Source organism: Paucilactobacillus salsurae (assembly GCF_054784995.1).
The window spans coordinates 102,792-127,831 of sequence record NZ_BAAHWX010000004.1 but is presented as its reverse complement, the minus strand read 5'-3'; the positions used below and the strand labels follow the sequence as shown (position 1 = coordinate 127,831).

Sequence of the window (25,040 nt, the reverse complement as noted above, 5' to 3'; positions counted from 1 at the left end):
TAGAAAAGAAATTTAAAAGGAGTGTTTTTTTGTCATGGGCAAATTTGAAGTGCTTGATCACCCGTTGATCCAACATAAGTTAACGTTAATTCGGGATAAGAACGTTGGAACAAAGATTTTTAGAGAAACAGTTAATGAAATATCAACTTTAATGGCCTATGAGGTTTCTCGCGATATGCCACTTGAAGATGTGGAAGTCGAAACCCCAGTTTCGAAAACCGTTAAAAAGCAATTAGCTGGTAAAAAAGTTGCCATTATTCCTATCTTACGTGCCGGCCTTGGCATGGTGGATGGTATTTTGGAATTAATTCCAGCTGCTAAAGTAGGTCACATCGGTATGTATCGTGACGAAACAACATTAAAACCTCACGAATATTTTGTTAAATTGCCATCTGACATTGACCAACGCCAATTATTCGTTGTTGACCCAATGTTAGCAACGGGTGGTTCAGCCATTATGGCCATCGACGCATTAAAAAAACGCGGTGCTACAAACATCAAATTCGTCTGCTTAGTTGCAGCTCCCGAAGGTGTTAAGGCATTAACTGATAAGTACCCAGATATCGACGTCTACACAGCAAGTCTAGACGACCACCTAAACGAGGACGGCTACATCGTACCTGGTTTGGGGGATGCTGGAGATCGGTTGTTTGGCACAAAATAGAGTGTGGAGAAAGCCGGTTAGCTTCTGAGGATTAACGGAATAATTATTAAATCCCAGGGCTTTGGATTTGATAATTATTGTGTTAACCGGAAGAAGCTGGCTTTCGGAACGCGTTTCAGCAATACATGCCTAATAAAAGAATCAACCATTTCAAAAATGAATTTGAAAATAAAAGGAGCCTAACTAGGTGTCACTAGTTAAACTCCTGTGGCTAAGATTTCCGTCTGAGACGGGACCAGCTAGTTTCTATGGTAGCTATTCTAACTGCTCAAAGTTAGGGAATAGCTACTTTTTTTAACTCTAAAACCGCAATATTTAATAAAAATTTCCCATAAAAAGTTGCCCCAACCAAATTCCTATTCTAAAATAAGTCGAATTAACAAAAAAGAAACCAGGCCAATTTTTCATGAAAACACTCATGATAACGCATAAAAAAAATCTAATATTCATCCTCGCATTTTTAATTGCGGGCCTTTTGTTATGGACTTTTTGTACGCACAACCAGGCACTGTACCAACAACCAATCGCGCAAGTCACGACAGTAAAAAACGGCCAAAAACAAAAACAAAAGGACAATTTCGATAACGTTGATCATCTAACCAATCAAACACTGACAGCCCGCCTAATGAACGGTAAGTACCGCGGACAAACGATTAAATTAGATAACCAGTTTTCGGACTCTAAAGCTTTAGATCAACAATACCGACGTGGTAATCAAATTTTCCTCACTAAAATCACGAAAACCAAAGGCCAGCTGAATGCCCATATTCAAGGCTACAAACGTGATACGCCGTTGGTGATGCTAACCTGGTTAGCAATTATGTTACTGATTTTAATCATGAAGAAAAAAGGTTCGATTGCGCTTCTTAGTGTGGCATTGAATGCTGTCATTTTTATGTTCGCCATCAAACTGGATTTAAAAGTTCAAGCAGCCCATGTCATGTGGATTTTTGGCACACTGGCATTTGTGTTTGCAGTATTAACGTTATGGTTAGTACTAGGTGCTACGAAGCAAATGATGGCCACTTTAATCGCAACCGTGTTAGGGACCACAATTGCGATGTTGATCAGTTTGCTGGTCTTTTCGGTCACTCACGAACGCGGCATGTTTTACGAATCAATGCAGTATGTCACTCAAATTCCGCGGCCTTTGTTTCTAGCTGAAACACTCCTAGGTTCGCTTGGTGCAGTTATGGATGAATCAACGGACATTGTCGCCACGCTGTTTGAACTAAAACAACTAAACGCAAACATCACACCAACGCAGTTATTTCTCTCAGGACGCAAGGTCGGGCAGTCGATCATGGGACCGTTAATTAACGTTTTGTTCATGATCTTTATGGCTGATACATTTACTTCGAGCTTACTATATATCAAAAATGGTAACTCCTGGGGATATACATTTGCGATGAACATGAGTATGGGCACCGTGCAAAGTTTAATTAGTGGGATTGGGATTGTTCTAGCAATTCCAGTGGCCAGTGCCTTTGCAGGATTACTACTCGGAAAGCGGGTGAAAGCATGACGACAATTACAGCGTTGGGTTTAGTTTTATTGGTGCTAATGGTGCTAGTCGGTGGTAAGCAAGGTTGGAAAGCATTTCTCAGCTTGATTTTAAACTTCGGCTTTTTATTTATTGCCGTGATTATGATGGCTTTTCACCTGCCACCATTAGCAGTCACTTTAAGTACCGGTATCATTATTCTTGCCGTCACTATTTTCATGGGTGAAGATGATTTGTTAACAACGCAAACTGCCTTTTATGCGGCCTTAATTGTGCTGTTAATTTTAGTGGCGTTGATTATTCCGATCGAACATTGGGCAATGGTTCAAGGATTCGGTGGTGAAGATGCTGAAGATTTGGAAGGCATGTCCACGTTAATTGGCATTGATTTCTTAAAAATTGCCATTACCACCACGGTGTTAAGTACACTCGGTGCCATTGCTGAAGCCGCGATGGCCATTTCAGCCGGTTTGACTGAAGTGCTGCAACAACATCCAGACTTATCGAATACTGCGCTAACAAAAGATGGGTTATCAATCGGAGAACAAATTATCGGCACCACACTTAATACGTTATTTTTTGGCTTCTTCGGTGGTTTTCTGGCCTTATTTATCTGGTTTATGGGCTTGAATTACAGTATTGGACAAATTTTGAATAATAAAATTTTTGTCTCGGAAATGATTATGGTCGTCACATCTTTCATTGGGGTTATTATCACAGTACCAGTCACAACCTGGATGATGACGCTACGAAAAAAAGCCGCTATTTCTGATCGCAAGACTGATTAACTATTGCCTGCTTTTAGTGGCTTAGTGTATGATTCAATGTGATTCACGGGAGGAGACATTGATATGTTTCAAAAGATTTTATCAGGGTTTATAAATGCAATTATAGTTGCGATTGGTGTAGCAGTGGCAGCAGTAATTGTCCTTGTTTATATGACGATTGCGGGTTTATTCAATCCACTAGATTTAATCAATAAAACAGCTGATTATGGTATTAATCGTTATCAAATGAACGTGCAGGTTCAAAAAAATGGAGACGCATTAGTCACGGAAAAAGCTAACTATGACTTCCATGGTTATCTCTATCATGGAATATATCGTATTTTTGATTTGAACGGACTGGCTGGTATGTCTCAACTTAAAGTGGAACTGAAACCGAATCATAAGCATGTTCGTCAAATTCCGAAAGCTCCAAAATATTATGAAATGCCAATTTATTCTGGCTTGAAAACTACTTATAAGAAAGTATTAACTCCCGATGCTGAAAAAGAAAATAAATATACTATCCAAAATAGGAAAAATTTAAAGGAATTAAAACTTTATCGATTGATCATAGGTAAGGAAAAATACCAAGTTATTTATCATTATCGTTTAAAAGGTTTTGTAACCAATTATAAAGATATAGCAGTCATAAACTATAAGTTAATTCCGCGAAATTGGGCGGTACCATTGAAACATGTTAGTTTAAGGATTAAATTACCAGCAAAAAATATTAATCAGCTACGTGCATGGACCCATGGAAGTGGACGTATTAAAACGAAGGTAGACGCAAAAACTGGTAATATCGTGATGACAACACGTCAAAATCCAAAAAAACAATTTATGGAAACACATATTTTGATGCCTAAAAAAATAGTGAGCGCGAACAAAAAAATTGTTAACCATAATCAAAAAAATGCTGTGTTGAAGCAGGAACGATCTATTACCATGCAACACGATGGACCGTTGATTGCATTGATTGGTTTATTATTTGTGGGGACATTAGGATTTCAATTTTGGATGAACTCATGGAATAGAAGTCATGCAGGACATCTTTCCAAAATGGTTGAAATTCCTCATTGGTTTGAATTACCAAAAATGACACCTGAGGTAGCTAAGGCAGTGATCACTCAAAAGCCTTCAAAGGAAGTTTCTGCAAGCTTGATTGATAGAATTGCAATGGGAATGGTGAAAATAACGAAAGATCCAGAAAGTGAAAATTCCTACGGATTGAAGCAAATCAAACCGTTTTTGACGGCAGATAATAGTCCTGATTTACTGACAAGTAATGAAGATTGGCTTTTTTCTCTTATTTTAAATCAGGTTCAGCCTAGTAATGAAGATATAGGTGTGACAAAAAAAGATATAGATCGTTACACATATGATAATTATCAAGACGTCGTTGATGCGAAAAATGGTTGGCAAGGAGGAGTAAAAAGACTTGCTGATAAATATCTTGACCAGGACAATATATTGTTATTAAAAAATAATCAGAGAACGGTTTGGGGGATTGGCATAGTCGGCGTAGTTGCAAGTGCTGTGGCAATACGCTTGAACCAGTGGAGCCTGATTTCAATTTGTTGGTTATTGACACTCTTAGTGGTCGGGTATTCTTATATATGTTACAAAAAAACGACGGTAAATATTGCACCATATAAAGAAGAATACCTACAAGAGATTAGCGAACTAAAGGGCTTTATTAGTATGCTTAAAGATTTTAAAACCTTTAAAGATTCGTGGCCAGAGGATGTCATTTTATGGGAACGTTACTTAGCGTTTGCAACAGCCTTTGGTTATGCGGAAAATGTAACAGAAGCCTTTCAAATTAATTTTCCCGATGAACAATTAGTAGATTCACCACTCTTCTTAAGCTCATACGATGGATCGTTTGATTTTGGGGAAGATTGGGGAGCAATTGACTCTGTTGGCGATTCGTCATCGAGCTTTGGTGGCTTTGGCTCATTTGGCGGTGACGGCGGAGGTGGTTCATTTGACGGCGGTTCTGGCGGAGGCGGAGGCGATGGCGGTGGTGGTGCTTTCTAGCATCAGCACCACCAATCGACCATTGACATAGAACCCCAAAATGCTATACTACTATCAATATAGAAAATTCTTTTAAAGTAGTCCCGTGAGGCTACTAAGGAATGTCGCTTAAATAATCTGACTAAAAGTAGACAGTCTTTGTACTTCACGGTGCAAGGACTGTCTTTTTGTTTTCTAGGAGGAGGGCAACACATGAAAAATCATAATGTCGTGTTAGATATTGGCGATCGTCCAAAGTTTGGTCAGTGGGTCGGTTTATCAATTCAACACATGTTTTCGATGTTTGGGTCAACTGTCCTGGTGCCAATTTTAGTTGGATTGAATCCAGGAATTGCACTATTTAGTTCTGGGGTTGGGACCTTACTATATATTCTGATCACTAAGGCAAAAATTCCAGCTTACATGGGCTCAAGTTTCTCATTCATTGTGCCAATGATGGCGCTAATGAAAACCGCTGGATATCCAGCCATCGCCCAAGGGACAGTGGCCGTGGGACTCGTTTACATTGTCGTGGCCCTCATTGTGAGCTTCTTTGGATCTGCTTGGATTGATAAGGTGTTGCCACCAATCATTGTCGGTCCCATTGTGATGGTCATTGGACTATCTTTAGCTGCGACGGCTGCCAAGGATGCAACATTGAATGCTGCTGGTAAATATGATTTGAAATTGTTTGCGGTCGCCATGTTGACGTTACTCGTCACCATTTTCTTCAACATGTACCTTCGTGGTTTCTTAGGTCTCATTCCAATTTTACTCGGGATTGTGGTTGGCTATATCATTGCGGTGTTCTTTGGTATCGTCAATTTTGCACCGGTAATGGCCGCACCATGGTTTAGTTTGCCGAAATTTCAAATTCCATTTGTCAGCTATCATCCACAACTATATTGGGGTGCCATCTTGAGTATGGCGCCGATTGCCTTTGTCACAATGACGGAACATTTAGGCCACATCATGGTGTTAAATCAATTGACGGGTCGCAACTTCTTCAAAGATCCCGGATTGCATCACACACTAGCAGGGGATGGGACCGCATCAATTATCGCCGGTTTTGTCGGTGGCCCTCCTGTGACGAGTTACGGTGAAAACATCGGTGTGTTAGCTATCACACGGGTCCACAGTGTTTACGTTCTTGGTGGCGCAGCATTTTTTGCCATTTTGTTTAGCTTCGTTGGTAAGCTGAGTGCTTTAATTGAATCAATTCCCAGCCCAGTAATTGGTGGTATTTCATTCTTACTATTTGGGGTTATTGCTTCCAGTGGACTACGGGTATTAATTGAAAAGCAAGTCGACTTTAATTCTAAGAAGAACTTGATGATTGGTTCGACCATCTTAGTGATTGGAATTGGGAATGCATATTTACAACTTGGACAGTATCAATTTTCCGGATTAGCCGTTGCGGCTGTTTTAGGAATTGCTTTAAATTTAATTTTGCCCAAAGAGGCCGCTAGTGAATAACAGAGCAAGCTTGTAATCGCTTACATTTCTAGTATTCTCACAATTTTTTAATGTGGGTTTTTATTAGAAAATCTTTTGATATTTATGCTAAATGGTGGTATGATTTTTCATGTATTTTGGAAAGTCAGATACACTATTTTTTTATGGAAAAATATTGATTTTTCACGATATAGCAACCAACTTATTGTTATAAAGAAAAGAGGTGGAATATGCATGAGTGGTGAATCAGCTTATACATTTAAATTGTTCGGGCTGATGTTTAATTGGACAAACGTTATTTCAGGTTTAGTCACCTGTTTGATTGTCTTTTTCCTTTTGTTTGGACTATCACGAAAGATTCAGATGAAGCCAACTGGCGGTCAAAACGTTTTGGAATGGATTATTGATTTTACAAACGGTATTGTGAGAGGTCAAATGCCAGCACAAAGTGTTGGTAGTTATAACTTCTTCGTGTTTGTGCTATTTTTATTCATCTTCATTTCGAACCAATTAGGATTGATTTTACAATTCGGATTTAATGGTCATGAATTGGTAAGAAGCCCTACAGCTGACCCAATTGTGACATTGACGCTGTCATTAACGGTGATGTCATTAGCACATTTTGCAGGTGTGGCTAATAATGGTTTTAAGAATTACGTCAAAGATTCTTATTTAACACCACTTGCTTTGTTGCCAATTTCCTTATTTGAGGAATTCGGTAATTTTTTGACGCTTGGATTACGACTGTTTGGAAATATTTTTGCGGGTGAAATTTTACTTAAATTATTAGCCCAATTAGCTTTTTCACACGGTGTCACCACGATGATTCTGGCCTTGCCACTAGAAATGATTTGGCAAGGATTCTCAGTCTTCATTGGTGCAATTCAGGCATATGTCTTTGTAACATTAACGACGGTTTATATTTCTCGGAAGATTTCCGAATAGTATTAACATTCAATTGATTTAAGGAGGATTTATATAATGGGAGCAATTGCTGCAGGAATCGCTGCATTCGGAGCCGCACTAGGTGCCGGCTTTGGTAACGGTATGGTTATTTCTAAGACACTTGAAGGAATGGCTCGTCAACCAGAACTATCAGGACAATTACGTGCCACAATGTTCATTGGTGTTGGTTTGATCGAAGCTATGCCTATTTTAGCGATCGTTATTGGTTTCCTTGTAATGAACAAGTAATCATTAGATCACAGATTTAAAAATTCATTATATAAGGAGGTGCCAATAGATGTTTGCACAAAGTGTTTTAGCAGAATCAAACAGTTTGTATATTGGAGATATGCTTTTTTACATAATCTCGTTTGTTATTTTGATGTTATTGGTTGGTCATTTTGCCTGGAAACCCGTTGTGAAAATGATGAGTGACCGTGCACAAAAGATTTCTGATGATATTGATAACGCCGAAAAGTCACGTAATGAAGCAAGTGAATTAGCCCAAAAACGCCAAAGTGAATTGCAAAATTCACGGCAAGAAGCAGCATCAATTGTTAACGATGCTAAGCAAAACGGTGAAACACAACGTACGCAAATCATTGAAACTGCACAAAGTGATGCTCAAACACTCAAAGAAAATGCTCAAAAAGACGCGCAACAAGCTCGTCAAGATGCATTAAAGAGTGCGCAAGACGATGTTGCAAACCTATCTATTGAGATTGCTTCCAAGATCATTCATAAAGAGCTTAATGCTGATGATCAAAAGGCATTAATCGACTCTTATATCGAAAGGTTGGGACAAGATGAGTCTTGATAAGATGACAATTGCAAAGCGTTATTCAAAAGCGTTGTTTGAATTAGTTGTCGAACAAGGCAATCTTGATGCCACGTTTGAAGAACTGACACAATTACGTGCCGTTTTTCAAGCTAATGATAGTTTGGCAGCTGTTTTAACAGGCGCAGAATTATCACTTTCGGAAAAACAATCATTGGTCAAAGCGCTGCAACAAGATGCTAGTCCATTAGTTGCGAACTTGATTCAAATGATCTTTGATTATGGACGAATGAATGACATGGTTGCAATAATCGATGAGTTTGAACGGCGTTATGATGAAAAAAATAAACGAGTTCATGCTGAAATTACGACAGCGGTGAAGCTAGGCGAAAATCAAAAGGAACAATTAATGAAAACTTTTGCAGCCCGCATTGGAGCTAATGAAGTGGTCGCTGATGAAACAGTTGATCCTGAGATTTTAGGTGGCGTCATCATCCGCGCTAACAACGAAACGTTAGACGGAAGTCTTAGTTCAAAAATTGAACAGATTCGTCGTTTACTTATTAATTAATATCTTAATTTAAAGAGGTGAGACTTTTATGAGCATTAAGGCTGAGGAAATCAGTTCACTCATCAAGGAACAATTAGCAAATTACCAAGATGAACTGTCTGTTGAAGAAACAGGAACGGTCACATACGTTGGTGATGGAATTGCCCGTGCACATGGTTTAGATAATGCCATGGCTGGTGAGTTGCTCGAATTTGATAATGGTGTCTATGGAATGGTCCAAAACCTCGAATCTAACGATGTTGGTATCGTTGTTTTAGGTGAATTCGATGGCATTCGTGAAGGCGATAGCGTCAAACGAACAGGTCGGATCATGGAAGTTCCAGTTGGTGACGGATTATTAGGACGTGTTGTTGATCCATTAGGTCGTCCAATTGACGGTCTTGGTGATATCAATACTTCAAATACCCGCCCAATTGAAAAAAAGGCCCCTGGCGTTATGCAACGTCAAAGTGTTTTCGAGCCATTACAAACAGGGATTAAGGCCATTGATGCCTTAGTTCCAATCGGTCGTGGTCAACGTGAGTTAATCATTGGTGACCGGAAGACCGGTAAAACATCCATTGCGATGGATACAATCATTAACCAAAAAGATCAAGATATGATTTGTATCTACGTGGCAATCGGTCAAAAGCAATCAACAGTTAGAAGTCAGGTGGAAACTTTGCGTCAATACGGCGCATTAGATTACACCATCGTCGTTTCTGCTGGTCCTTCTGACCCAGCCCCATTGCTTTACATTGCACCTTATGCTGGTGCAGCGATGGGTGAGGAATTCATGTACAACGGCAAGCATGTGTTGATCGTCTATGATGATTTAACTAAGCAAGCCGATGCTTATCGTGAACTTTCTTTGATTTTACGTCGACCACCTGGTCGTGAAGCTTATCCTGGTGATATTTTCTATACGCATTCACGTTTACTAGAACGTGCAGCCAAGCTTTCTGATGAATTAGGTGGCGGTTCAATGACTGCCTTACCTGTTATTCAAACGCAAGCTGGTGATGTGTCAGCTTATATCCCAACTAACGTTATTTCAATTACCGATGGTCAAATTTTCTTGGATTCTGATTTATTCTATGCGGGTACTCGTCCTGCCATTGATGCCGGAACTTCTGTTTCACGGGTTGGTGGGGATGCGCAAGTGAAAGCAATGAAGAAAGTTGCCGGAACATTGCGTTTGGACTTGGCTTCATATAATGAATTGGCATCATTTGCCCAATTTGGTTCTGATTTGGATGAAGCAACCCAAGCTAAATTAAACCGTGGGAAACGAACTGTGGAAGTCTTGAAGCAAGGCTTGCATCAACCTGAAGCAGTTGAACAACAAGTTGTTATCTTGTATGCGTTGACTCACGGCTATCTTGACGATGTTGATGTTGATGATATTTTACGTTTTGAAAAAGAAATGTTTGATTTCTTTAGCGCCAACCATCAAGACATCTTGGACAACATTAAGTCCACTTCACAACTACCAGAAGGTGATGTATTAGATAACGCAATTAGCGAATTTAAACCATCATTCCAAGGTAAGGCAGCCCAAAAGAAATAGCATAACGATTTCCATTAGGAAAGGAAGGTGAGATATAGTGCCTGCATCACTTGCAAGTGTTAAACATAAAATTGCATCTACAAAAAATACCCGACAAATTACCACTGCGATGCAAATGGTTTCAACGTCTAAGTTAAACCAGATTCAACATCACACGAAAACTTATCAGCAATATGCTGCTAAGGTTGAAAGTATTGTCGCGCATTTGGCACAGTCTCATGTTATCGATGCTGCTTCTGCTGGTGACAATTCTTCAATTTCAGCGTTAATTAAACAACGCCCAGTCAAGAAGACCGGAATCTTAATTATTACTTCCGATCGTGGCTTGGTTGGTAGCTATAACAGTAACGTGATTAAGTCAACGATGGACTTTATTAAAGAAAAGCAGTTGACTGCTGACAACAGTGTTTTACTCACTGTTGGAAATACCGGTACCGAGTTCTTCACGAAGCAAAAGTTAAACGTGGCTTACCAATATATTGGTGTTAGCGACGTCCCAACTTTTAATGAAGTGCGAGAAATCGTTAAAACGGTCACTGAAATGTACGAAAACGAAGTCTTTGATGAATTATTTATTATTCACAGTCACTTTGTTAACCGTATTTCATCAAGCATTCAAAACTTACAGTTGTTACCAATTTCTGAAGAATCCCTTGCCCAAATTGATACAGATGATCAGCCAACAACCGATGATCGCATCAATCCTGAGTACGAATTTGAACCTTCAGAAGCAGATATACTTTCAGTTGTATTACCACAATATTCTGAAAGTTTAATCTACGGAGCAATTTTAGATGCGAAAACATCTGAACATGCTTCCAGTTCGAATGCAATGCGTTCTGCTTCGGACAATGCCGGCGATATTATTGATGCACTTCAGTTGCAATATAACCGCGCTCGGCAAGCAGCAATTACCACAGAAATTACTGAAATTACTGGTGGTATGGCTGCAGTTGAATAACAAATGAGATAGGAGGATACAACATATGAGTTCTGGTAAAGTTGTCCAAGTTATTGGACCAGTTGTCGATGTTGAATTCCCCTTAGATGAAAAATTACCCGATATTAATACTGCGCTAAAGATTAAGTTAGCCGATGGTAAAGATTTAACAGTCGAAGTTGCCCTTGAATTAGGGGACGGCGTTGTTAGAACCATTGCCATGGACGGTACTGATGGTCTCCAACGTGGTATGGAAGTTGAAAACACGAATGCTTCAATCAGTGTTCCTGTTGGCGACGATACACTTGGTCGGGTGTTCAACGTCTTAGGAGATCCAATCGACGGCGGTGCGGACTTTGGTCCTGATGCACAACGTGACCCAATTCATCGTGATGCCCCTGAATATGAAGATCTCAACAACGCAACGGAAATTTTGGAAACAGGAATCAAAGTTATTGATTTACTTGCTCCATACGTCCGTGGTGGAAAGATCGGATTGTTCGGTGGTGCCGGTGTTGGTAAGACCGTTTTGATTCAGGAATTAATCCATAACATCGCTCAAGGACACAACGGAATTTCTGTCTTTACTGGGGTTGGTGAACGAACCCGTGAAGGTAATGACATGTATTTTGAAATGAAAGCATCAGGAGTGCTAGAAAAAACGGCCATGGTCTATGGTCAGATGAACGAGCCACCTGGTGCCCGGATGCGGGTGGCATTGACTGGATTGACGATTGCGGAATACTTCCGTGATGTTAAAGGTCAAGATGTGTTGCTATTTATCGACAACATCTTCCGATTTACTCAAGCGGGTTCTGAAGTTTCAGCCTTGCTTGGTCGGATTCCATCCGCCGTTGGTTACCAACCAACGCTAGCTACTGAAATGGGACAGTTGCAAGAACGAATCACATCAACGAAGAAGGGTTCAATCACCTCTATTCAAGCGATTTATGTTCCTGCCGATGATTATACTGATCCTGCTCCAGCAACGACATTCGCGCACTTGGATGCCACAACCAACTTGGAACGTGCCTTAACACAACAAGGTATCTATCCAGCCGTGGATCCACTTGCTTCTACTTCAACAGCTTTGACACCTGAAATTGTTGGTCAAGAACATTACGAAGTTGCCACAGAAGTACAACACGTGTTGCAACGTTATCGTGAACTTCAAGACATTATCTCAATTCTAGGAATGGATGAATTGTCTGACGAAGAAAAGACGATCGTTGGTCGTGCTCGTCGTATTCAATTCTTCTTGTCACAAAGCTTTAGTGTTGCGGAACAATTTACTGGTTTACCTGGTAAATACGTTTCATTGAAAGACACCATCAAAGGCTTCAAGGAGATTTTGGAAGGTAAGTACGATGATCTTCCAGAAGATGCTTTCCGTTCTGTCGGACCAATTGAAGATGCGGTAAAAAAAGCAAAGCAGATGCAGACTAATTAGGAGGGATATTTATGGCTGAGAATACGTTTAAGGTCACCATATGTACTCCTGATGGCACTGTTTATGATCGTGATGCCACGATGCTCGTTTTGAGCACACCTTCTGGCGAAATGGGGATTTTACCAAACCATATCCCGTTGGTGGCAGCATTACAAATTGATGCTGCGCGTGTTCATCATGATGGTCAGCAAGATACTGTTGCAGTTAACGGCGGGTTTGTGGAATTTGCCAACAACCTTGCTACAATTGTGGCAGATAGTGCTGAAACTCCTGAAAATATTGACGTTAATCGAGCTCAAAGTGCAAAAGAACGTGCTGAACAACACATTGCCCATGCACATGAAGTGCATGATAAAGATGAGTTGGCCCGTGCTGAAGTTGCATTGAAACGTGCGATTAATCGTTTGCAAATTTCTAAGAAATAAATTTTTAGAAGTTGAATTTTATACCTGGTTTCCCGGTGGGGAACCAGGTTTTTTGTTTGCTTTAGTTTATGGTTGCGGAAACTTGATCTGTTACTGCTTGAATGTGAACCGCGCTTTCTCTTCAGTTTGGCTGAAACGTGTTCCGAGCGACAGCTTCTTCCGGTTAACCCGCTAAAAGCAAAATTCCAGGCCCGGGAATTTCACTTTTAGCACGTTAATCCTCAGAAGCTAACCGTCGCTCTCCACACTCTATTTTGAAACGTGTTCCGAGCACCCAGACCATTCCGGTTAACATACTAAAAACAAAATTCCAAGCCCGGGAATTTCATTTTTAGTACGTTAATCCTCGTGGCCTACCCGGGTGCTCTCCACACTCTGTTAGTTTTGCTTAACTTTAGTTAAAGAATAAGACAGACCCCTGATAGGTATGTTATTATTAAACTTGTTTAAGAGAGGTATTTACCATGCGACAAATTGGTTTTCAATCTTTAATTACTTTGGTTGTGCAATTTGGGTTTATTTGGTTGGCGTTTCGTAGTCTCCAAGGGCTACGGCTTGATCATTTGTTTCGTAAGCCACCTAAAACCCTGCCAACGCTGATTGTCTTATTGTCAGTGGCGATTGGGTATAGTTGCGCAAGTTTTGTCGTGAGCTTTTTTAACACAATTTCAAATTTAATCTATTTAACTAAATAAAACACACTTTAAAAAATAAATTACCCCAAACTATAAACTGGAGGAAAAACTCGTGGAAAAAATAGTTGTCAAAGGCGGAAAAAAGCTGTCTGGTCGCGTACATATTGAAGGCGCAAAAAATGCCGTATTACCCATTCAAGCAGCTAGTATTTTAGCTTCGAGCGGTACTGTAGAACTCGGCAATATACCCATCTTATCTGATGTGTACACAATGAACAAAGTGTTGAATTTCTTGAACATTGACGTCAACTTTGATGAAGCGCATAACACATTGAGTTTAGATGCGTCACATGAAATTTCATCCGAAGCACCATTTGAATACGTCTCAAAGATGCGTGCTTCAATGGTTGTCATGGGGCCATTGCTGGCACGTTGTGGCCACGCTAAAGTTGCTATGCCCGGTGGCTGTGCCATCGGTACTCGTCCAATTGATTTGCACTTAAAGGGCTTTGAAGCACTTGGTGCAACGATTGAACAACATGATGGTTACGTTGAAGCAACCGCTGATCATTTAACTGGCGCAAACATTTATTTGGACTTTCCAAGTGTTGGCGCAACCCAAAACATCATGATGGCTGCCACTTTGGCAGACGGTATCACCACGATTGAAAACGTGGCGCGCGAGCCTGAAATCGTTGATTTAGCTAACGTCCTTAACAAAATGGGCGCTCGCGTTCATGGTGCCGGTACTGAAACCATTCGGATTCAAGGGGTCACATTCCTCCACGGTTGTGAACATAACGTTGTTCAAGACCGGATTGAAGCTGGAACCTTTATGGTGGCCGCTGCGATTACGAACGGTGACGTGGTCATTGAAGATGCCATTGCCGAACATAACAAGCCATTGATTTCTAAGTTAGAAGAAATGGGTGTCACGGTCATTGAACAAGACGATGGTATCCGCGTAATTGGAACGTCTGTTTTATTACCAGCCAACGTCAAAACAATGCCACATCCTGGATTTCCAACGGACTTGCAACCACAAATTTCAGTGTTGCAATTGACTGCTAACGGCACAAGTACGCTCAATGAAACGGTCTTTGAAAATCGCTTTATGCATCTTGAAGAACTACGCCGGATGAATGCGCAGTTTAAGATTGAAGGATCGACGGCAATCTTGTCCGGTCCAACTCAATTCAATGGTGCCGAAGTGGCTGCTACTGATCTACGCGCTGGTGCAGCCCTTGTCTTGGCTGGTCTGGTAGCCCATGGCTATACGCAAGTTACCAACTTGAAGTATCTAGATCGTGGCTATTATGAGTTCCACATTAAACTCCAAAAACTAGGTGCTCAAATCGAGCGCATTGACGTGGCCGATACAACAACGTTGCCAGTCGATTCAGTTAATCAAGTTAAAAACTAAGTAAATTATTTATTGAAGGGAGCCATTTCGTAACATGGCAAAAGATATTGGAATTGATTTAGGGACAGCAAACGTCCTCATTTATGTACAAGGTAAAGGGGTCGTTTTAAACGAACCATCCGTTGTCGCAATTGACACAAAAACTGACAAGGTGCTCGCAGTGGGCTCTGAAGCTTACCGCATGGTCGGAAGAACACCTAGCAACATCCGGGCCATTCGTCCACTGAAAGATGGCGTTATTTCTGACTTTGATGTCACACAAGAAATGTTGTCATATTTCATTAATAAATTAAATGTGAAGGGCTTTATGTCAAAACCCAACATCATGATTTGTGCACCAACCAATATCACTGAAATCGAACGTAAGGCAATCATGCAAGCTGCCGAACAATCTGGTGGCGGTAAAGTCTACCTTGAATACGAGCCAAAAGTGGCCGCTATTGGCGCGGGCCTTGATATCTTCCGTCCTAGCGGTAACATGGTTATCGATATGGGTGGTGGTACAAGTGATATCGCCATCTTGTCATTGGGTGACATTGTTTCAAGTAGTTCATTACGAGTAGCCGGTGACAAGATGAACACCGACATCGTGAACTACATTAAAGCTAAGCACAACCTTGTGATTGGTGAACATTCAGCCGAAAACATCAAGATGACGATCGGAACAGCGCTTAAAAAAGACGAACCAGAAACCATGGAAGTTCGTGGTCGTGATGCTGTTAGCGGGATGCCTCGTTCAATCCAAATTGATGCAAACGAAGTTGAAGAAGCCCTTCATGAAACCTTACACGCCATTATTAACGAAGCAATGAACGTGTTAGAAACAGTCCCACCTGAACTGGCTGCTGATATTATTGATCGCGGCATCATGTTGACTGGTGGAACTTCACTGCTTGACGGTATCGACCAACTCTTCAGCGAACACTTAAAAGTACCCGTTGTGGTTTCAGAAGATCCACTCGACAACGTGGCTAAAGGTGCCGGTGAAATGCTCGAACGCATGCAAAAAACAGGCGGTAAAGATAAAAAGTAGTCAGGTGACTGAATGCAAATTTTGATTAAAATGATCAAATGGTATCAAAAAAATATCTCAGCTTTTCGGCCAGCAACTTGTCGCTATCAACCAACATGTTCCAACTACATGATTGAAGCGATTGAGCGCTATCGATTAGCTGGGATTTTAATGGGTCTAGCCCGTATTTTGCGGTGTCATCCATTTGTCAAGGGCGGCCTGGATCCGGTGCCTGATCATTTTTCGTTAAAAAGAAATCAACAAAATCAATGAACAGGTGAAATTTTTTGAGTAAAAAAGATAGAGCAATTGACGTGACCGTCAATGATATTAATCAACAAGAACAAGAAGTGTTGATCGGCAAAAAAGTGATTGGCACAATTGAATCACAAAATCAGCGATTTGTTGCAACAGTGGTCGATGGTGACGCTTTTAAAGTGAAAAGCCAAGAAGAAGGCTTAGAAGTCATCTTGCAACAATACCACTTGCATCAAGGCTAAGTTCATGGTAAAACAGTGGCTAATGTGACACTGTTTTATTTATTTTTAATGCTCAAAAGGAGTTAGATATGCAATCAAGAGCGAACAACCGTGAGGATAATTCACGGATTGATTACGGAATTATATTTTGTGTGCTGCTGTTAGCCATTATCGGCCTTGCATCTATTTACGTTGCAGCAACTCACGATAAAACAGCGACTAGCGTGCTCAAAGCGGTGGTGACCCAGTTAGCTTGGTACATCGTCGGTTCGATTGCCGTGGTGATCATCATGCAATTTGATTCAGAGCAGCTGTGGAAAGTGGCACCCATTGCTTACGGGCTGGGGATCTTTTTGATGTTTGCGATCTTAATTTTTTACAGCCGCTCGTATTACCTCAGTACTGGTGCAAAAAGTTGGTTTGCGATTGGACCGCTGACCTTTCAGCCGTCTGAAGTCATGAAACCGGCCTATATTTTGATGATGGGCCGTGTCATTTCAATTCACAATAATCAGTATGCAACGCATAATGTCGATTCAGATTTTATCTTAATTGGCAAAATGGTGTTATGGTTATTACCAATCGTGATTTCACTTCATTTCCAAAATGACTTTGGGACCACTTTGGTGTTCTTAGCCATCTTTAGCGGAATGTTGCTGGTTTCAGGGATCACTTGGCGCATTATTGTGCCGGGGGTCACTGCCGTAGTGGCCATTGCTGTGATTGCGTTAACGCTGGTCACAACGACTTGGGGCCGAACGATTCTGCAACATTTAGGCTTCCAAGCCTATCAATTTGCGCGGGTCGACACCTGGCTGCATCCATCGCAAGATACGTCAAACCAGGGGTATCAACTCTGGCAAAGTATCAAAGCAGTGGGTTCGGGCTCGGTTGTCGGGACCGGGTTTGATACTTCAAAAGTGTACGTCCCCGTGCGTGAATCAGATATGATTTTCTCCGTGATTGGTGAAAACTTCGGGTTTGTCGGTGGTGCATTACTGATTTTGTTGTATCTCCTGTTAATCTACCAAATGATTCGTGTGACTTTTGACACTAAAAATGAGTTCTACGCCTATATATCAACGGGTGTGATCATGATGATTTTATTCCACGTGTTTGAAAACATTGGCATGAGTATTGGTTTACTGCCATTAACCGGGATTCCACTGCCGTTTGTCAGTGCTGGGGGATCGGCGTTAATTGGTAATTTGTTAGGAATTGGAATGATTATGTCGATGAGATATCACAATCATTCGTACATGTTTAGTAATAATGAGCAATTTAGATAAGTAGGGGGAAATTGAAATGAGTGAAGCGGCAAATTATTTTTGGATTAAAGACCAGGCAGATGGCACAAAAAAAGTAGGTCTGAGTGATTCTGGTTTAGATGATTTAGGGAAAATCAACTTTATCGACTATCCAGAAGTCGGGACTAAACTAACTGAAGATGGCACCTTTATTTCTGTGGAAGCGGAAAAAGCCGTGTCAGATTTACCAAGTCCAGTGGCCGGCGAAGTGGTCGCTGTTAACGAGACATTGGAAGATGGTCCAGACGCTTTGAATTCAGGCACAACCAGTGATCGTTGGATTGTGACAACCAAGTAATCCGATCGTAAAAAAAATTGAACTTGACACAAAAAAAACGAATTTGTATAATCAAGGTCAACACAAATAATTAAGACGCAAGATGAGTAACGATTGAATCAGTTTCAAAGAGAGCTCCTGGTGGTGAAACGGAGTAAATTGGTGGTCGTGAAGATGGTCTTGCTGACAAGTTATAAACGAGCTTAAATGATAAGTTTATGATGGTGCACCCATTATCGTGCAAGAGTATTTATACTCGCTGAGTTGATAGCTGTGAGGCTGTCAAAAAATCAGGTGGTACCACGTAAACAAGCTTTTCGTCCTCGATGTAAAATTAGGATGAAGGGCTTTTTTTATTGGCTCAATGAAAGGGGATGTTAAGGTGATTGAATTTAAGGATGTTTCAAAGACGTTTAATGCAGCACAAGGCGAAGTGAACGCTGTTAAAGATGTTAATCTAACCATTCCAGATGGTAAAATTTTTGGGATTGTGGGTTACTCTGGTGCTGGTAAGAGTACGATTATTCGGATGTTAAATGGTCTTGAAACACCAACCAGTGGGTCCGTGAAAATTAACGGTACCCAAATCAGTAGTCTGACAGGTAAAGATTTGCGAGAACAACGCCTCAAGATTGGCATGATTTTTCAACATTTTAACTTACTATGGTCACGAACTGTACTTGAAAATATTGAATTTCCGTTAGAAATTGCCAAAATTGATAAAGCGACGCGACGCAAAAAGGCGCAAGAATTAGTCGAATTAGTTGGTTTACAGGGTCGCGAAGATGCCTATCCGTCAGAATTATCTGGGGGACAAAAGCAACGGGTCGGTGTTGCGCGAGCACTCGCTAATGATCCAGAAATCTTATTGTCAGATGAAGCCACCAGCGCACTTGACCCACAAACCACTGATGAAGTGTTGAACCTCTTGTTAGACATTAACAAGAAACTCAATTTAACCATTGTGGTGATCACGCATGAGATGCATGTTATTCGCAAAATTTGTGACCGTGTTGCCGTTTTAGATGCTGGTAAGATCGTTGAAGAAGGTCCTGTTTTGGACGTCTTCAAGCGGCCACAACAGACGATTACGAAACGCTTCGTTAATCAAGAGGCAACCGGTGCTAATACTGATGATACCAACGTGGTGGTCAGTGAGTTATTTGAAAAGTATCCCAATGGGGTTATCACAAAACTCACGTTCCATGGTGATCAAGCGAAGTTGCCGATTGTGTCGGAAATGTTGCGTCAATTCCCAGATGTCGATTTGACAATCATCGAAGGAAATATTCATCAGACACAAGAAGGCGCCCTCGGATCACTGTACATCCAACTACTCAGTGATGATCGCGCCAGCATTGACGGCGCGATTGAGTATTTCCAAACCATGCGTGTTGAAGCGGAGGTGATCGAACGTGGATAAAAATGGATTAGCATCATATTTCAAATTTAGTACGATCGATTGGCCGAATATGTGGAATGCAACATGGGAAACCGTGTGGATGACCATCGTTTCAATCATTGTTGTGACGGTTTTGGGTGTTTTGCTAGGGCTCTTATTATTTGAAACGAGCAACAGTGACTCCCTGGGTGCTAAAATTTTAAACTGGATTGTGTCAGCATTTGTTAATATTTTCCGTTCGATTCCGTTTATTATTTTGATTGTGTTGCTATTACCGGCAACGCAAGTCCTGGTGGGTACCATCATTGGCCCCAAGGCAGCCTTGCCATCACTGATTATTTCGGCGGCGCCATTTTACGCCCGAATGGTTGAGTTGGCCTTTCATGAAATTGACAAAGGGGTCATTGAAGCCGCAACGTCAATGGGCGCTACAAAGACGCAAGTGATTACGAAAGTATTGTTGCCAGAAAGCATGCCAGCCTTAGTATCTGGTATTACTGTTACGGCAATTTCATTGATTGGTTACACAGCGATGGCCGGTGCCATTGGTGCTGGTGGTCTTGGTAACCTGGCGTATCTCGATGGATTCCAGTCCAACAACAACGCCATCACATTAATGGCCACAGTCATCATTGTCATCATTGTCTTTATTTTCCAATTTCTCGGTGACTTTTGTGTTAAGCATATCGATAAACGTTAAACAATTAGGAGGAGTAACTAATGAAAAAGAAATGGATTGCAGGATTTGCAGCAATTGCTGCGACAGCATTATTATTAGTCGGATGTGGTAAATCATCAACAAAAGAAACGACGATTACCATCGGTGCTTCAAACGTGCCCCATGCCAAAATTTTGAAACACATTCAACCACAATTGAAAAAAGAAGGCGTTAACTTGAAGATCAAAGTCTTCCAAGATTACGTCTTACCTAACAAGGACTTGGCTAACAAGAACCTCGATGCCAACTACTTCCAACACACGCCATTCTTGGATGTTTGGAACAAGGAAAATGATGGTTCACTTGTGAGTGCTGGTAAGGTTCACTTGGAACCAATCGGTATTTACTCACAAAAGTACAAGTCATTAAAGGATTTACCAAATGGTGGCGAAATCCTGGTCAGCAACAACGTTTCTGATTATGGTCGTGTCTTGACATTACTTAAGGATGCCGGCTTAATTACTTTGAAACCAGGTACTGACATTACAACTGCTAAATTCAGTGACATCAAGGATAACAAGCGTAACCTGAAGTTCAAGACTGATCTCGAACCAAAATTAATGCCACAATTCTACCAGAAAAAAGAAGGCGCAGCCGTTGTGATTAATTCAAACTACGCCGAACAAGCTGGTTTGAATCCAACTAAAGATGCGATTGCCCTTGAAAAGAACTCATCACCATATGCCAACATCGTGGCTGTTCGTAAAGGTGATCAAAACAAACCTGCCATCAAGAAATTGATGAAGGCTCTCCAATCAAAATCAACTGCTGATTGGATTACTAAGCAATACAAAGGTGCTGTTGTGCCAGTTTATCCTAAGGGTAAATAATTCAGGAATAACGTGATAACGAAAGGATTCTCAACTGAGAATCCTTTTTGTTTATTTTTAACATTGACACTTGATACGAAATTAGATATATATTGGATATAATAATTTAAAAAATACCTGTCTTGTACCAATAGTTGCAAATTTCAAAACAAAATTTTAGAAAACGGAGACCAACAACTATGGATAATGAAGCTCAAAAACAAATGATCAATGCGCTCGAGAACTATTCTTATGAACCAAGTCGTAATATGATGGATTTTCATATTGCTGGATTTACCTATGGCGATGGCTTAGAAGTGATTGATGAACTGACATTAGGGCAGAAGGTTAAACTCGTGTGTGAGCCAGATAATCCCTATGATCCAGAGGCTGTTGCCGTCTATTATAAGAAGGCCAAATTAGGCTACGTCCCAAAGGATCGAAACAGTCTATTAAGTACATTATTATACTTTGGGCATGAAAAAATCTTTGATGCGCACATTCAGTATGTCAATAAAGAAACGCATCCCGAGCGGCAATTTCGGGTAGTTGTTAAAATTAAAGATAACCGCAAGCACACAAACTAATCTTGACTATTCCCCCCAGCAGGTGTAATTTAGTGTATATTATTAGAAAACAATGAGAATTCACATAGTTTTCTAAGGTATGGAGGGAATTTATACATATGAGAAAATACGCCATTGTCGGTGTCGGCCATGTGGGTGCCACCGTCGCTTATACGTTGGTCAGCAAGGGCATTGCTGACGAACTGATTTTGATTGACAAGGATGAAGGTAAAGCTAGAGCTGAACAACTTGATTTGCAAGATGCGCAAGCTCGTCTAGATACCCGTACGATTATCAAAATTCAAGATTATTCAGAATTGAGGGATGCGAATGTTTTATTTGTTACTGCTGGTAATATCCATGCGCTTGATAATGTTTCTGGAAACCGTTGGGCGGAATTTGAGTTCACGCGAGAAATAGTTAAAGACATTGCCCCAAAAATTAAAGCGTCAGGCTTTGATGGGGTACTGATTGACACGATGAATCCATGCGATGCGATTACGCATTATATTCAACGTGAAACTGGGTTGTCCCATGCGCAATGTTTCGGGACGGGAACATTTCTCGATACAGCCCGCATGCAAAAAGTTGTGGCGGATCAATTTGATGTTGATCCTAAAAACGTCTCAGGTTACGTCTACGGTGAACATGGTGAATCTCAATTTTCAGCATGGTCAACCGTGCAAGTCAATGGACTGGCAATCAAAGACTTAGCCACAGAACAACACTTAGATTTAACCAAACTAGAAGATGAAGCACGCCATGGTGGTTGGGCCGTTCATTCAGGTAAAGGCTACACTAACTTTGCGATTGCTACATGTGCAGTCAAGTTGAGCCAAGCCGTTTTAGCGGACGCCAAACTAGCTTGTCCATGTTCATCATATAGTGAAAAATACGATACATACGTCGGTCAACCGTTAATTGTCGGCAAAAATGGGATCGAAGAAGTGATTACATTACCATTGCCAGACGATGAAGAGGCGAAGTTTGCTCATTCAGCGGAGACGATTAAGGAGAAGTTTGACACACTTTAGAGTGCGAAAAGCGCCGGGTAACTCCTGAGGATTAACGAGAATAAACGGGTGGTCACTGGGTTTGTGACCGCCCGTTTATTTTTGTTAACCGGAGGGAGTTGGCGCTTGTAGCACGTTTCCACAACCAAACAAAAAAGTGGTATCATAACCACAACCAAAAAAATTAAAGGATGATGAGAATCTATGCGAACAATCGGAGTCATCGGTCTCGGCCACGTCGGCGCCACAGTGGCCTATACGTTAGTCTCAAAAGGACTGGCTGATAAATTAATCTTAATCGATAAGAATGACAAGAAAGCTTTAGCCGAACAATACGATTTACTCGACGCCACAGCGCGTCTGGATACCAATACGGAGATCATTATTCAAGATTACGCTGCTTTAAAACAAGCAGATGTCTTGATTACCGCGTTTGGTAATATCGGCATCATTCAAGAAGACGGGGATCGTTTTGGCGAGTTAAAATTCAACGAACAGGCAGTCCAAGAAGTAGCCCCTCAAATCAAAGCATCTGGTTTTGACGGTATTTTAATTAATATCGGGAACCCGTGTGATGTGGTCACAGCCTATTTGCAAGAATTAACCGGATTACCACAAAAGCACGTTTTCGGTACCGGAACGTTCTTAGATACAGCCCGATTACAACGTAATTTGGGAATGAAGCTCGGTCTGAGTCCCAAAAATATCGGGGGTTACGTTTACGGTGAACACGGAGACTCTAAATTTGTCGCATGGTCAACAGTGACAGTCAATGGTCGCCCAGTCGATGAAATTCAAGAATCATATCATCTGAATTACGAAGAAATCGAAGAACAAACCAATAAGGGTAATTTTGATATTTTCTTTGGCAAAGGCTATACCTGTTACGCCATTGCCACTTGTGTCACAAAATTAGCCGGTGCGGTATTATCCAATGATCATCTGGCAGCCCCAGTATCAACTTATCATCCGGAATTTCAAACATACGTTGGCCAACCGGCGATTGTCGGTGCTGATGGGATTGAATCATTAGCGTATTTAGAATTAAGCGAGCTAGAGCACGGTAAATTAGCAACATCAGCTAACTTTATTAAGCAAAAGATCGCATCACTGAAACATTAGATTTTTCAAAATAAAATGGACCTCTAGCCCGCAGACTAGGGATCCATTTTATTTTGATACTTATAAGCTGTCGGCAAAACCTAGGCCAGCGAACGGTCGTACCGTCCTTTCCTTACTTATTGGAATATTTGTTCATATTTATGTCGTCAATTAACGTATTCAGTTATTAGCGAGTTGGTTTTAATTAGTGACCAATGAAATTTCTAAATGCATATCGAGTCCTTGAGCATAGCGATTCAGTGTCGCTAATGAGGGAATGGATGTCATTTTTTCAATTTTGGCAAGTTGTGGTTGTGACATTCCAATAGAGGCGGCAAATTCATTTTGGGTAATACCTCGTTGAATACGGATAGCTTGTAATTTTGAAAGTGTATCGATAATTACCATCTCTTCTTTGTTGACAGAAGTAATATCATCTTTAATTGCCTTCCAAGTTGTCATTATCTTTCATCCTTTCTATCCAGTCGTCTAATTTAGTCAAAGCTTTTTGAACTTCTCGTGAACTAGTTTTATCACGTCTCTTTGTATAATGATGCAACAACACAAAACCCCGATAGGACCATGGTGCGTAAAAAATCCGTTCAGGAATTGGTCTGAGTTCAAAAAGTTTATGGTGATAACCCTTTAAATATTTAGCATGTGGTTCATTCAATTTTGGCCCTAATAACTCTAAAAGATTAATGTGATGAATAATCTTTGTTAGCAATGCCTTGTCACTTACTTGGTGACTTCGATCTAACTGGGTAATCCATTCTTCAATATCATTATGGCCATGTAAATCTTCATAAAAATAAATATCGTACATCTTTTAACTCTTTCCACAAATATAACTCATTTGCTATTTCATTTCAAAGAAAACTCTTTGTTAAAAGAAATATACGAAAAAAATAGAAAAATATTTTTGTACCAATAGTGAATGTGCTCTAAAGTAGAATTGCACTGAAAGTTATGGTATTATTTGAATGTAAAAAAAGAGCCCAAGCTAGCTCTCACTAGCTGAAGACTCATGGTTTCCGTCTGAGACGGTGGCCGTTAAAATGAAATGTAGCTATTTTAAACGGGAAAAGTTTAGGGAATAGCTACTTTTTTATTTGCTCTAAAACAGCAACAACTAGCATTGTAAGGCCGATTAAAATACTCAGCCATTGAAATGGTGTCACAATATCTGAATCCTTTCAAGGACACAGCGAACATAAAAAAGCATGGGCGC

General features: G+C 40.7%; 28 protein-coding genes. 26 read left to right on the top strand and 2 right to left on the bottom strand.

Translation table 11 applies throughout. The features are described from left to right. Window positions 1–34: 34 nt before the first annotated feature. The 26 genes from upp to ACYVQZ_RS05430 all read left to right on the top strand — a co-directional run bounded on the left by upp (window position 35) and on the right by ACYVQZ_RS05430 (window position 23,830). Entirely contained in the window at window positions 35–664 is a 630-nt protein-coding gene (gene upp, locus ACYVQZ_RS05555; protein WP_461240416.1) for a uracil phosphoribosyltransferase, read from the top strand. Window positions 665–1,082: 418 nt separating this feature from the next. Beyond that, a complete protein-coding gene (locus ACYVQZ_RS05550) occupies window positions 1,083–2,189 on the top strand; it encodes a YibE/F family protein (RefSeq protein ID WP_461240415.1) in 1,107 nt (368 codons plus the stop codon). Continuing rightward, complete coding sequence (locus ACYVQZ_RS05545) at window positions 2,186–2,956, top strand: YibE/F family protein (RefSeq protein ID WP_461240414.1); 771 nt, start codon at window positions 2,186–2,188, stop codon at window positions 2,954–2,956. Before ACYVQZ_RS05550 ends, ACYVQZ_RS05545 begins: the two co-directional genes overlap by 4 nt. Window positions 2,957–3,019: 63 nt before the next feature. Then, window positions 3,020–4,975, top strand: a complete 1,956-nt coding sequence (locus ACYVQZ_RS05540; RefSeq protein ID WP_461240413.1) for a DUF2207 domain-containing protein — start codon at window positions 3,020–3,022, stop codon at window positions 4,973–4,975. Between the two features lie 192 nt (window positions 4,976–5,167). Further along, window positions 5,168–6,430, top strand: coding sequence for a solute carrier family 23 protein (locus ACYVQZ_RS05535; RefSeq protein ID WP_461240412.1), 1,263 nt, complete (start codon window positions 5,168–5,170; stop codon window positions 6,428–6,430). A 213-nt stretch (window positions 6,431–6,643) separates the two neighbouring features. Next, window positions 6,644–7,354, top strand: a complete 711-nt coding sequence (gene atpB, locus ACYVQZ_RS05530) for a F0F1 ATP synthase subunit A (RefSeq protein ID WP_461240411.1) — start codon at window positions 6,644–6,646, stop codon at window positions 7,352–7,354. Window positions 7,355–7,390: 36 nt separating this feature from the next. Next, on the top strand, window positions 7,391–7,603 hold the full coding sequence (atpE, locus tag ACYVQZ_RS05525; RefSeq protein ID WP_461240410.1) for a F0F1 ATP synthase subunit C: 213 nt from the start codon (window positions 7,391–7,393) through the stop codon (window positions 7,601–7,603). Between the two features lie 49 nt (window positions 7,604–7,652). Then, a complete protein-coding gene (atpF, locus tag ACYVQZ_RS05520; RefSeq protein WP_461240409.1) occupies window positions 7,653–8,171 on the top strand; it encodes a F0F1 ATP synthase subunit B in 519 nt (172 codons plus the stop codon). After that, window positions 8,161–8,703: a F0F1 ATP synthase subunit delta gene (locus ACYVQZ_RS05515; RefSeq protein WP_461240408.1), complete on the top strand. Its 543-nt coding sequence runs from the start codon at window positions 8,161–8,163 to the stop codon at window positions 8,701–8,703. Before atpF ends, ACYVQZ_RS05515 begins: the two co-directional genes overlap by 11 nt. Before the next feature lie 28 nt (window positions 8,704–8,731). Continuing rightward, window positions 8,732–10,252: a F0F1 ATP synthase subunit alpha gene (atpA, locus tag ACYVQZ_RS05510; RefSeq protein WP_461240407.1), complete on the top strand. Its 1,521-nt coding sequence runs from the start codon at window positions 8,732–8,734 to the stop codon at window positions 10,250–10,252. 37 nt (window positions 10,253–10,289) lie between these two features. Next, window positions 10,290–11,213, top strand: coding sequence for a F0F1 ATP synthase subunit gamma (locus tag ACYVQZ_RS05505; RefSeq protein ID WP_461240406.1), 924 nt, complete (start codon window positions 10,290–10,292; stop codon window positions 11,211–11,213). A gap of 25 nt (window positions 11,214–11,238) precedes the next feature. Continuing rightward, window positions 11,239–12,642 (top strand): F0F1 ATP synthase subunit beta, encoded by a 1,404-nt coding sequence (atpD, locus tag ACYVQZ_RS05500; RefSeq protein ID WP_461240405.1) that lies wholly within the window; start codon window positions 11,239–11,241, stop codon window positions 12,640–12,642. An 11-nt stretch (window positions 12,643–12,653) separates the two neighbouring features. Then, complete coding sequence (locus ACYVQZ_RS05495; protein ID WP_461240404.1) at window positions 12,654–13,067, top strand: F0F1 ATP synthase subunit epsilon; 414 nt, start codon at window positions 12,654–12,656, stop codon at window positions 13,065–13,067. Window positions 13,068–13,531: 464 nt separating this feature from the next. Continuing rightward, complete coding sequence (locus ACYVQZ_RS05490) at window positions 13,532–13,762, top strand: DUF1146 domain-containing protein (protein ID WP_461240403.1); 231 nt, start codon at window positions 13,532–13,534, stop codon at window positions 13,760–13,762. A gap of 52 nt (window positions 13,763–13,814) precedes the next feature. Further along, window positions 13,815–15,125, top strand: a complete 1,311-nt coding sequence (gene murA / locus ACYVQZ_RS05485; protein ID WP_461240402.1) for a UDP-N-acetylglucosamine 1-carboxyvinyltransferase — start codon at window positions 13,815–13,817, stop codon at window positions 15,123–15,125. A gap of 34 nt (window positions 15,126–15,159) precedes the next feature. Beyond that, window positions 15,160–16,158 carry a rod shape-determining protein gene (gene mreB, locus ACYVQZ_RS05480; RefSeq protein WP_461240401.1) on the top strand — a complete coding sequence of 333 codons (999 nt, stop codon included), beginning with the start codon at window positions 15,160–15,162 and terminating at the stop codon, window positions 16,156–16,158. Between the two features lie 12 nt (window positions 16,159–16,170). Beyond that, window positions 16,171–16,410: a membrane protein insertion efficiency factor YidD gene (gene yidD / locus ACYVQZ_RS05475; RefSeq protein WP_461240400.1), complete on the top strand. Its 240-nt coding sequence runs from the start codon at window positions 16,171–16,173 to the stop codon at window positions 16,408–16,410. A 14-nt stretch (window positions 16,411–16,424) separates the two neighbouring features. Next, on the top strand, window positions 16,425–16,637 hold the full coding sequence (locus tag ACYVQZ_RS05470; RefSeq protein WP_461240399.1) for a DUF2969 domain-containing protein: 213 nt from the start codon (window positions 16,425–16,427) through the stop codon (window positions 16,635–16,637). Window positions 16,638–16,705: 68 nt separating this feature from the next. Next, window positions 16,706–17,905 (top strand): FtsW/RodA/SpoVE family cell cycle protein, encoded by a 1,200-nt coding sequence (locus tag ACYVQZ_RS05465; RefSeq protein ID WP_461240398.1) that lies wholly within the window; start codon window positions 16,706–16,708, stop codon window positions 17,903–17,905. A 16-nt stretch (window positions 17,906–17,921) separates the two neighbouring features. Next, window positions 17,922–18,221, top strand: a complete 300-nt coding sequence (locus ACYVQZ_RS05460; protein ID WP_461240397.1) for a glycine cleavage system H family protein — start codon at window positions 17,922–17,924, stop codon at window positions 18,219–18,221. Window positions 18,222–18,582: 361 nt separating this feature from the next. After that, window positions 18,583–19,623 carry a methionine ABC transporter ATP-binding protein gene (locus ACYVQZ_RS05455; protein ID WP_461240396.1) on the top strand — a complete coding sequence of 347 codons (1,041 nt, stop codon included), beginning with the start codon at window positions 18,583–18,585 and terminating at the stop codon, window positions 19,621–19,623. Between the two features lie 49 nt (window positions 19,624–19,672). After that, complete coding sequence (locus ACYVQZ_RS05450) at window positions 19,673–20,302, top strand: methionine ABC transporter permease (protein ID WP_461240483.1); 630 nt, start codon at window positions 19,673–19,675, stop codon at window positions 20,300–20,302. A 20-nt stretch (window positions 20,303–20,322) separates the two neighbouring features. Then, entirely contained in the window at window positions 20,323–21,150 is an 828-nt protein-coding gene (locus ACYVQZ_RS05445; RefSeq protein WP_461240395.1) for a MetQ/NlpA family ABC transporter substrate-binding protein, read from the top strand. Between the two features lie 179 nt (window positions 21,151–21,329). Then, a complete protein-coding gene (locus ACYVQZ_RS05440; RefSeq protein WP_461240394.1) occupies window positions 21,330–21,716 on the top strand; it encodes an HIRAN domain-containing protein in 387 nt (128 codons plus the stop codon). Between the two features lie 98 nt (window positions 21,717–21,814). Beyond that, a complete protein-coding gene (locus tag ACYVQZ_RS05435; RefSeq protein ID WP_461240393.1) occupies window positions 21,815–22,729 on the top strand; it encodes an L-lactate dehydrogenase in 915 nt (304 codons plus the stop codon). Between the two features lie 183 nt (window positions 22,730–22,912). Beyond that, window positions 22,913–23,830 carry an L-lactate dehydrogenase gene (locus tag ACYVQZ_RS05430; protein WP_461240392.1) on the top strand — a complete coding sequence of 306 codons (918 nt, stop codon included), beginning with the start codon at window positions 22,913–22,915 and terminating at the stop codon, window positions 23,828–23,830. 180 nt (window positions 23,831–24,010) lie between these two features. Here ACYVQZ_RS05430 and ACYVQZ_RS05425 read toward each other — a convergent pair whose 3' ends face one another. Continuing rightward, the gene (locus ACYVQZ_RS05425; protein ID WP_461240391.1) at window positions 24,011–24,271 is read right to left on the bottom strand and encodes a helix-turn-helix domain-containing protein; all 261 of its coding nucleotides are present in this window, start codon (window positions 24,269–24,271) and stop codon (window positions 24,011–24,013) included. Beyond that, a complete protein-coding gene (locus ACYVQZ_RS05420) occupies window positions 24,249–24,635 on the bottom strand; it encodes a type II toxin-antitoxin system RelE/ParE family toxin (protein ID WP_461240390.1) in 387 nt (128 codons plus the stop codon). Before ACYVQZ_RS05420 ends, ACYVQZ_RS05425 begins: the two co-directional genes overlap by 23 nt. Window positions 24,636–25,040 lie beyond the last annotated feature (405 nt).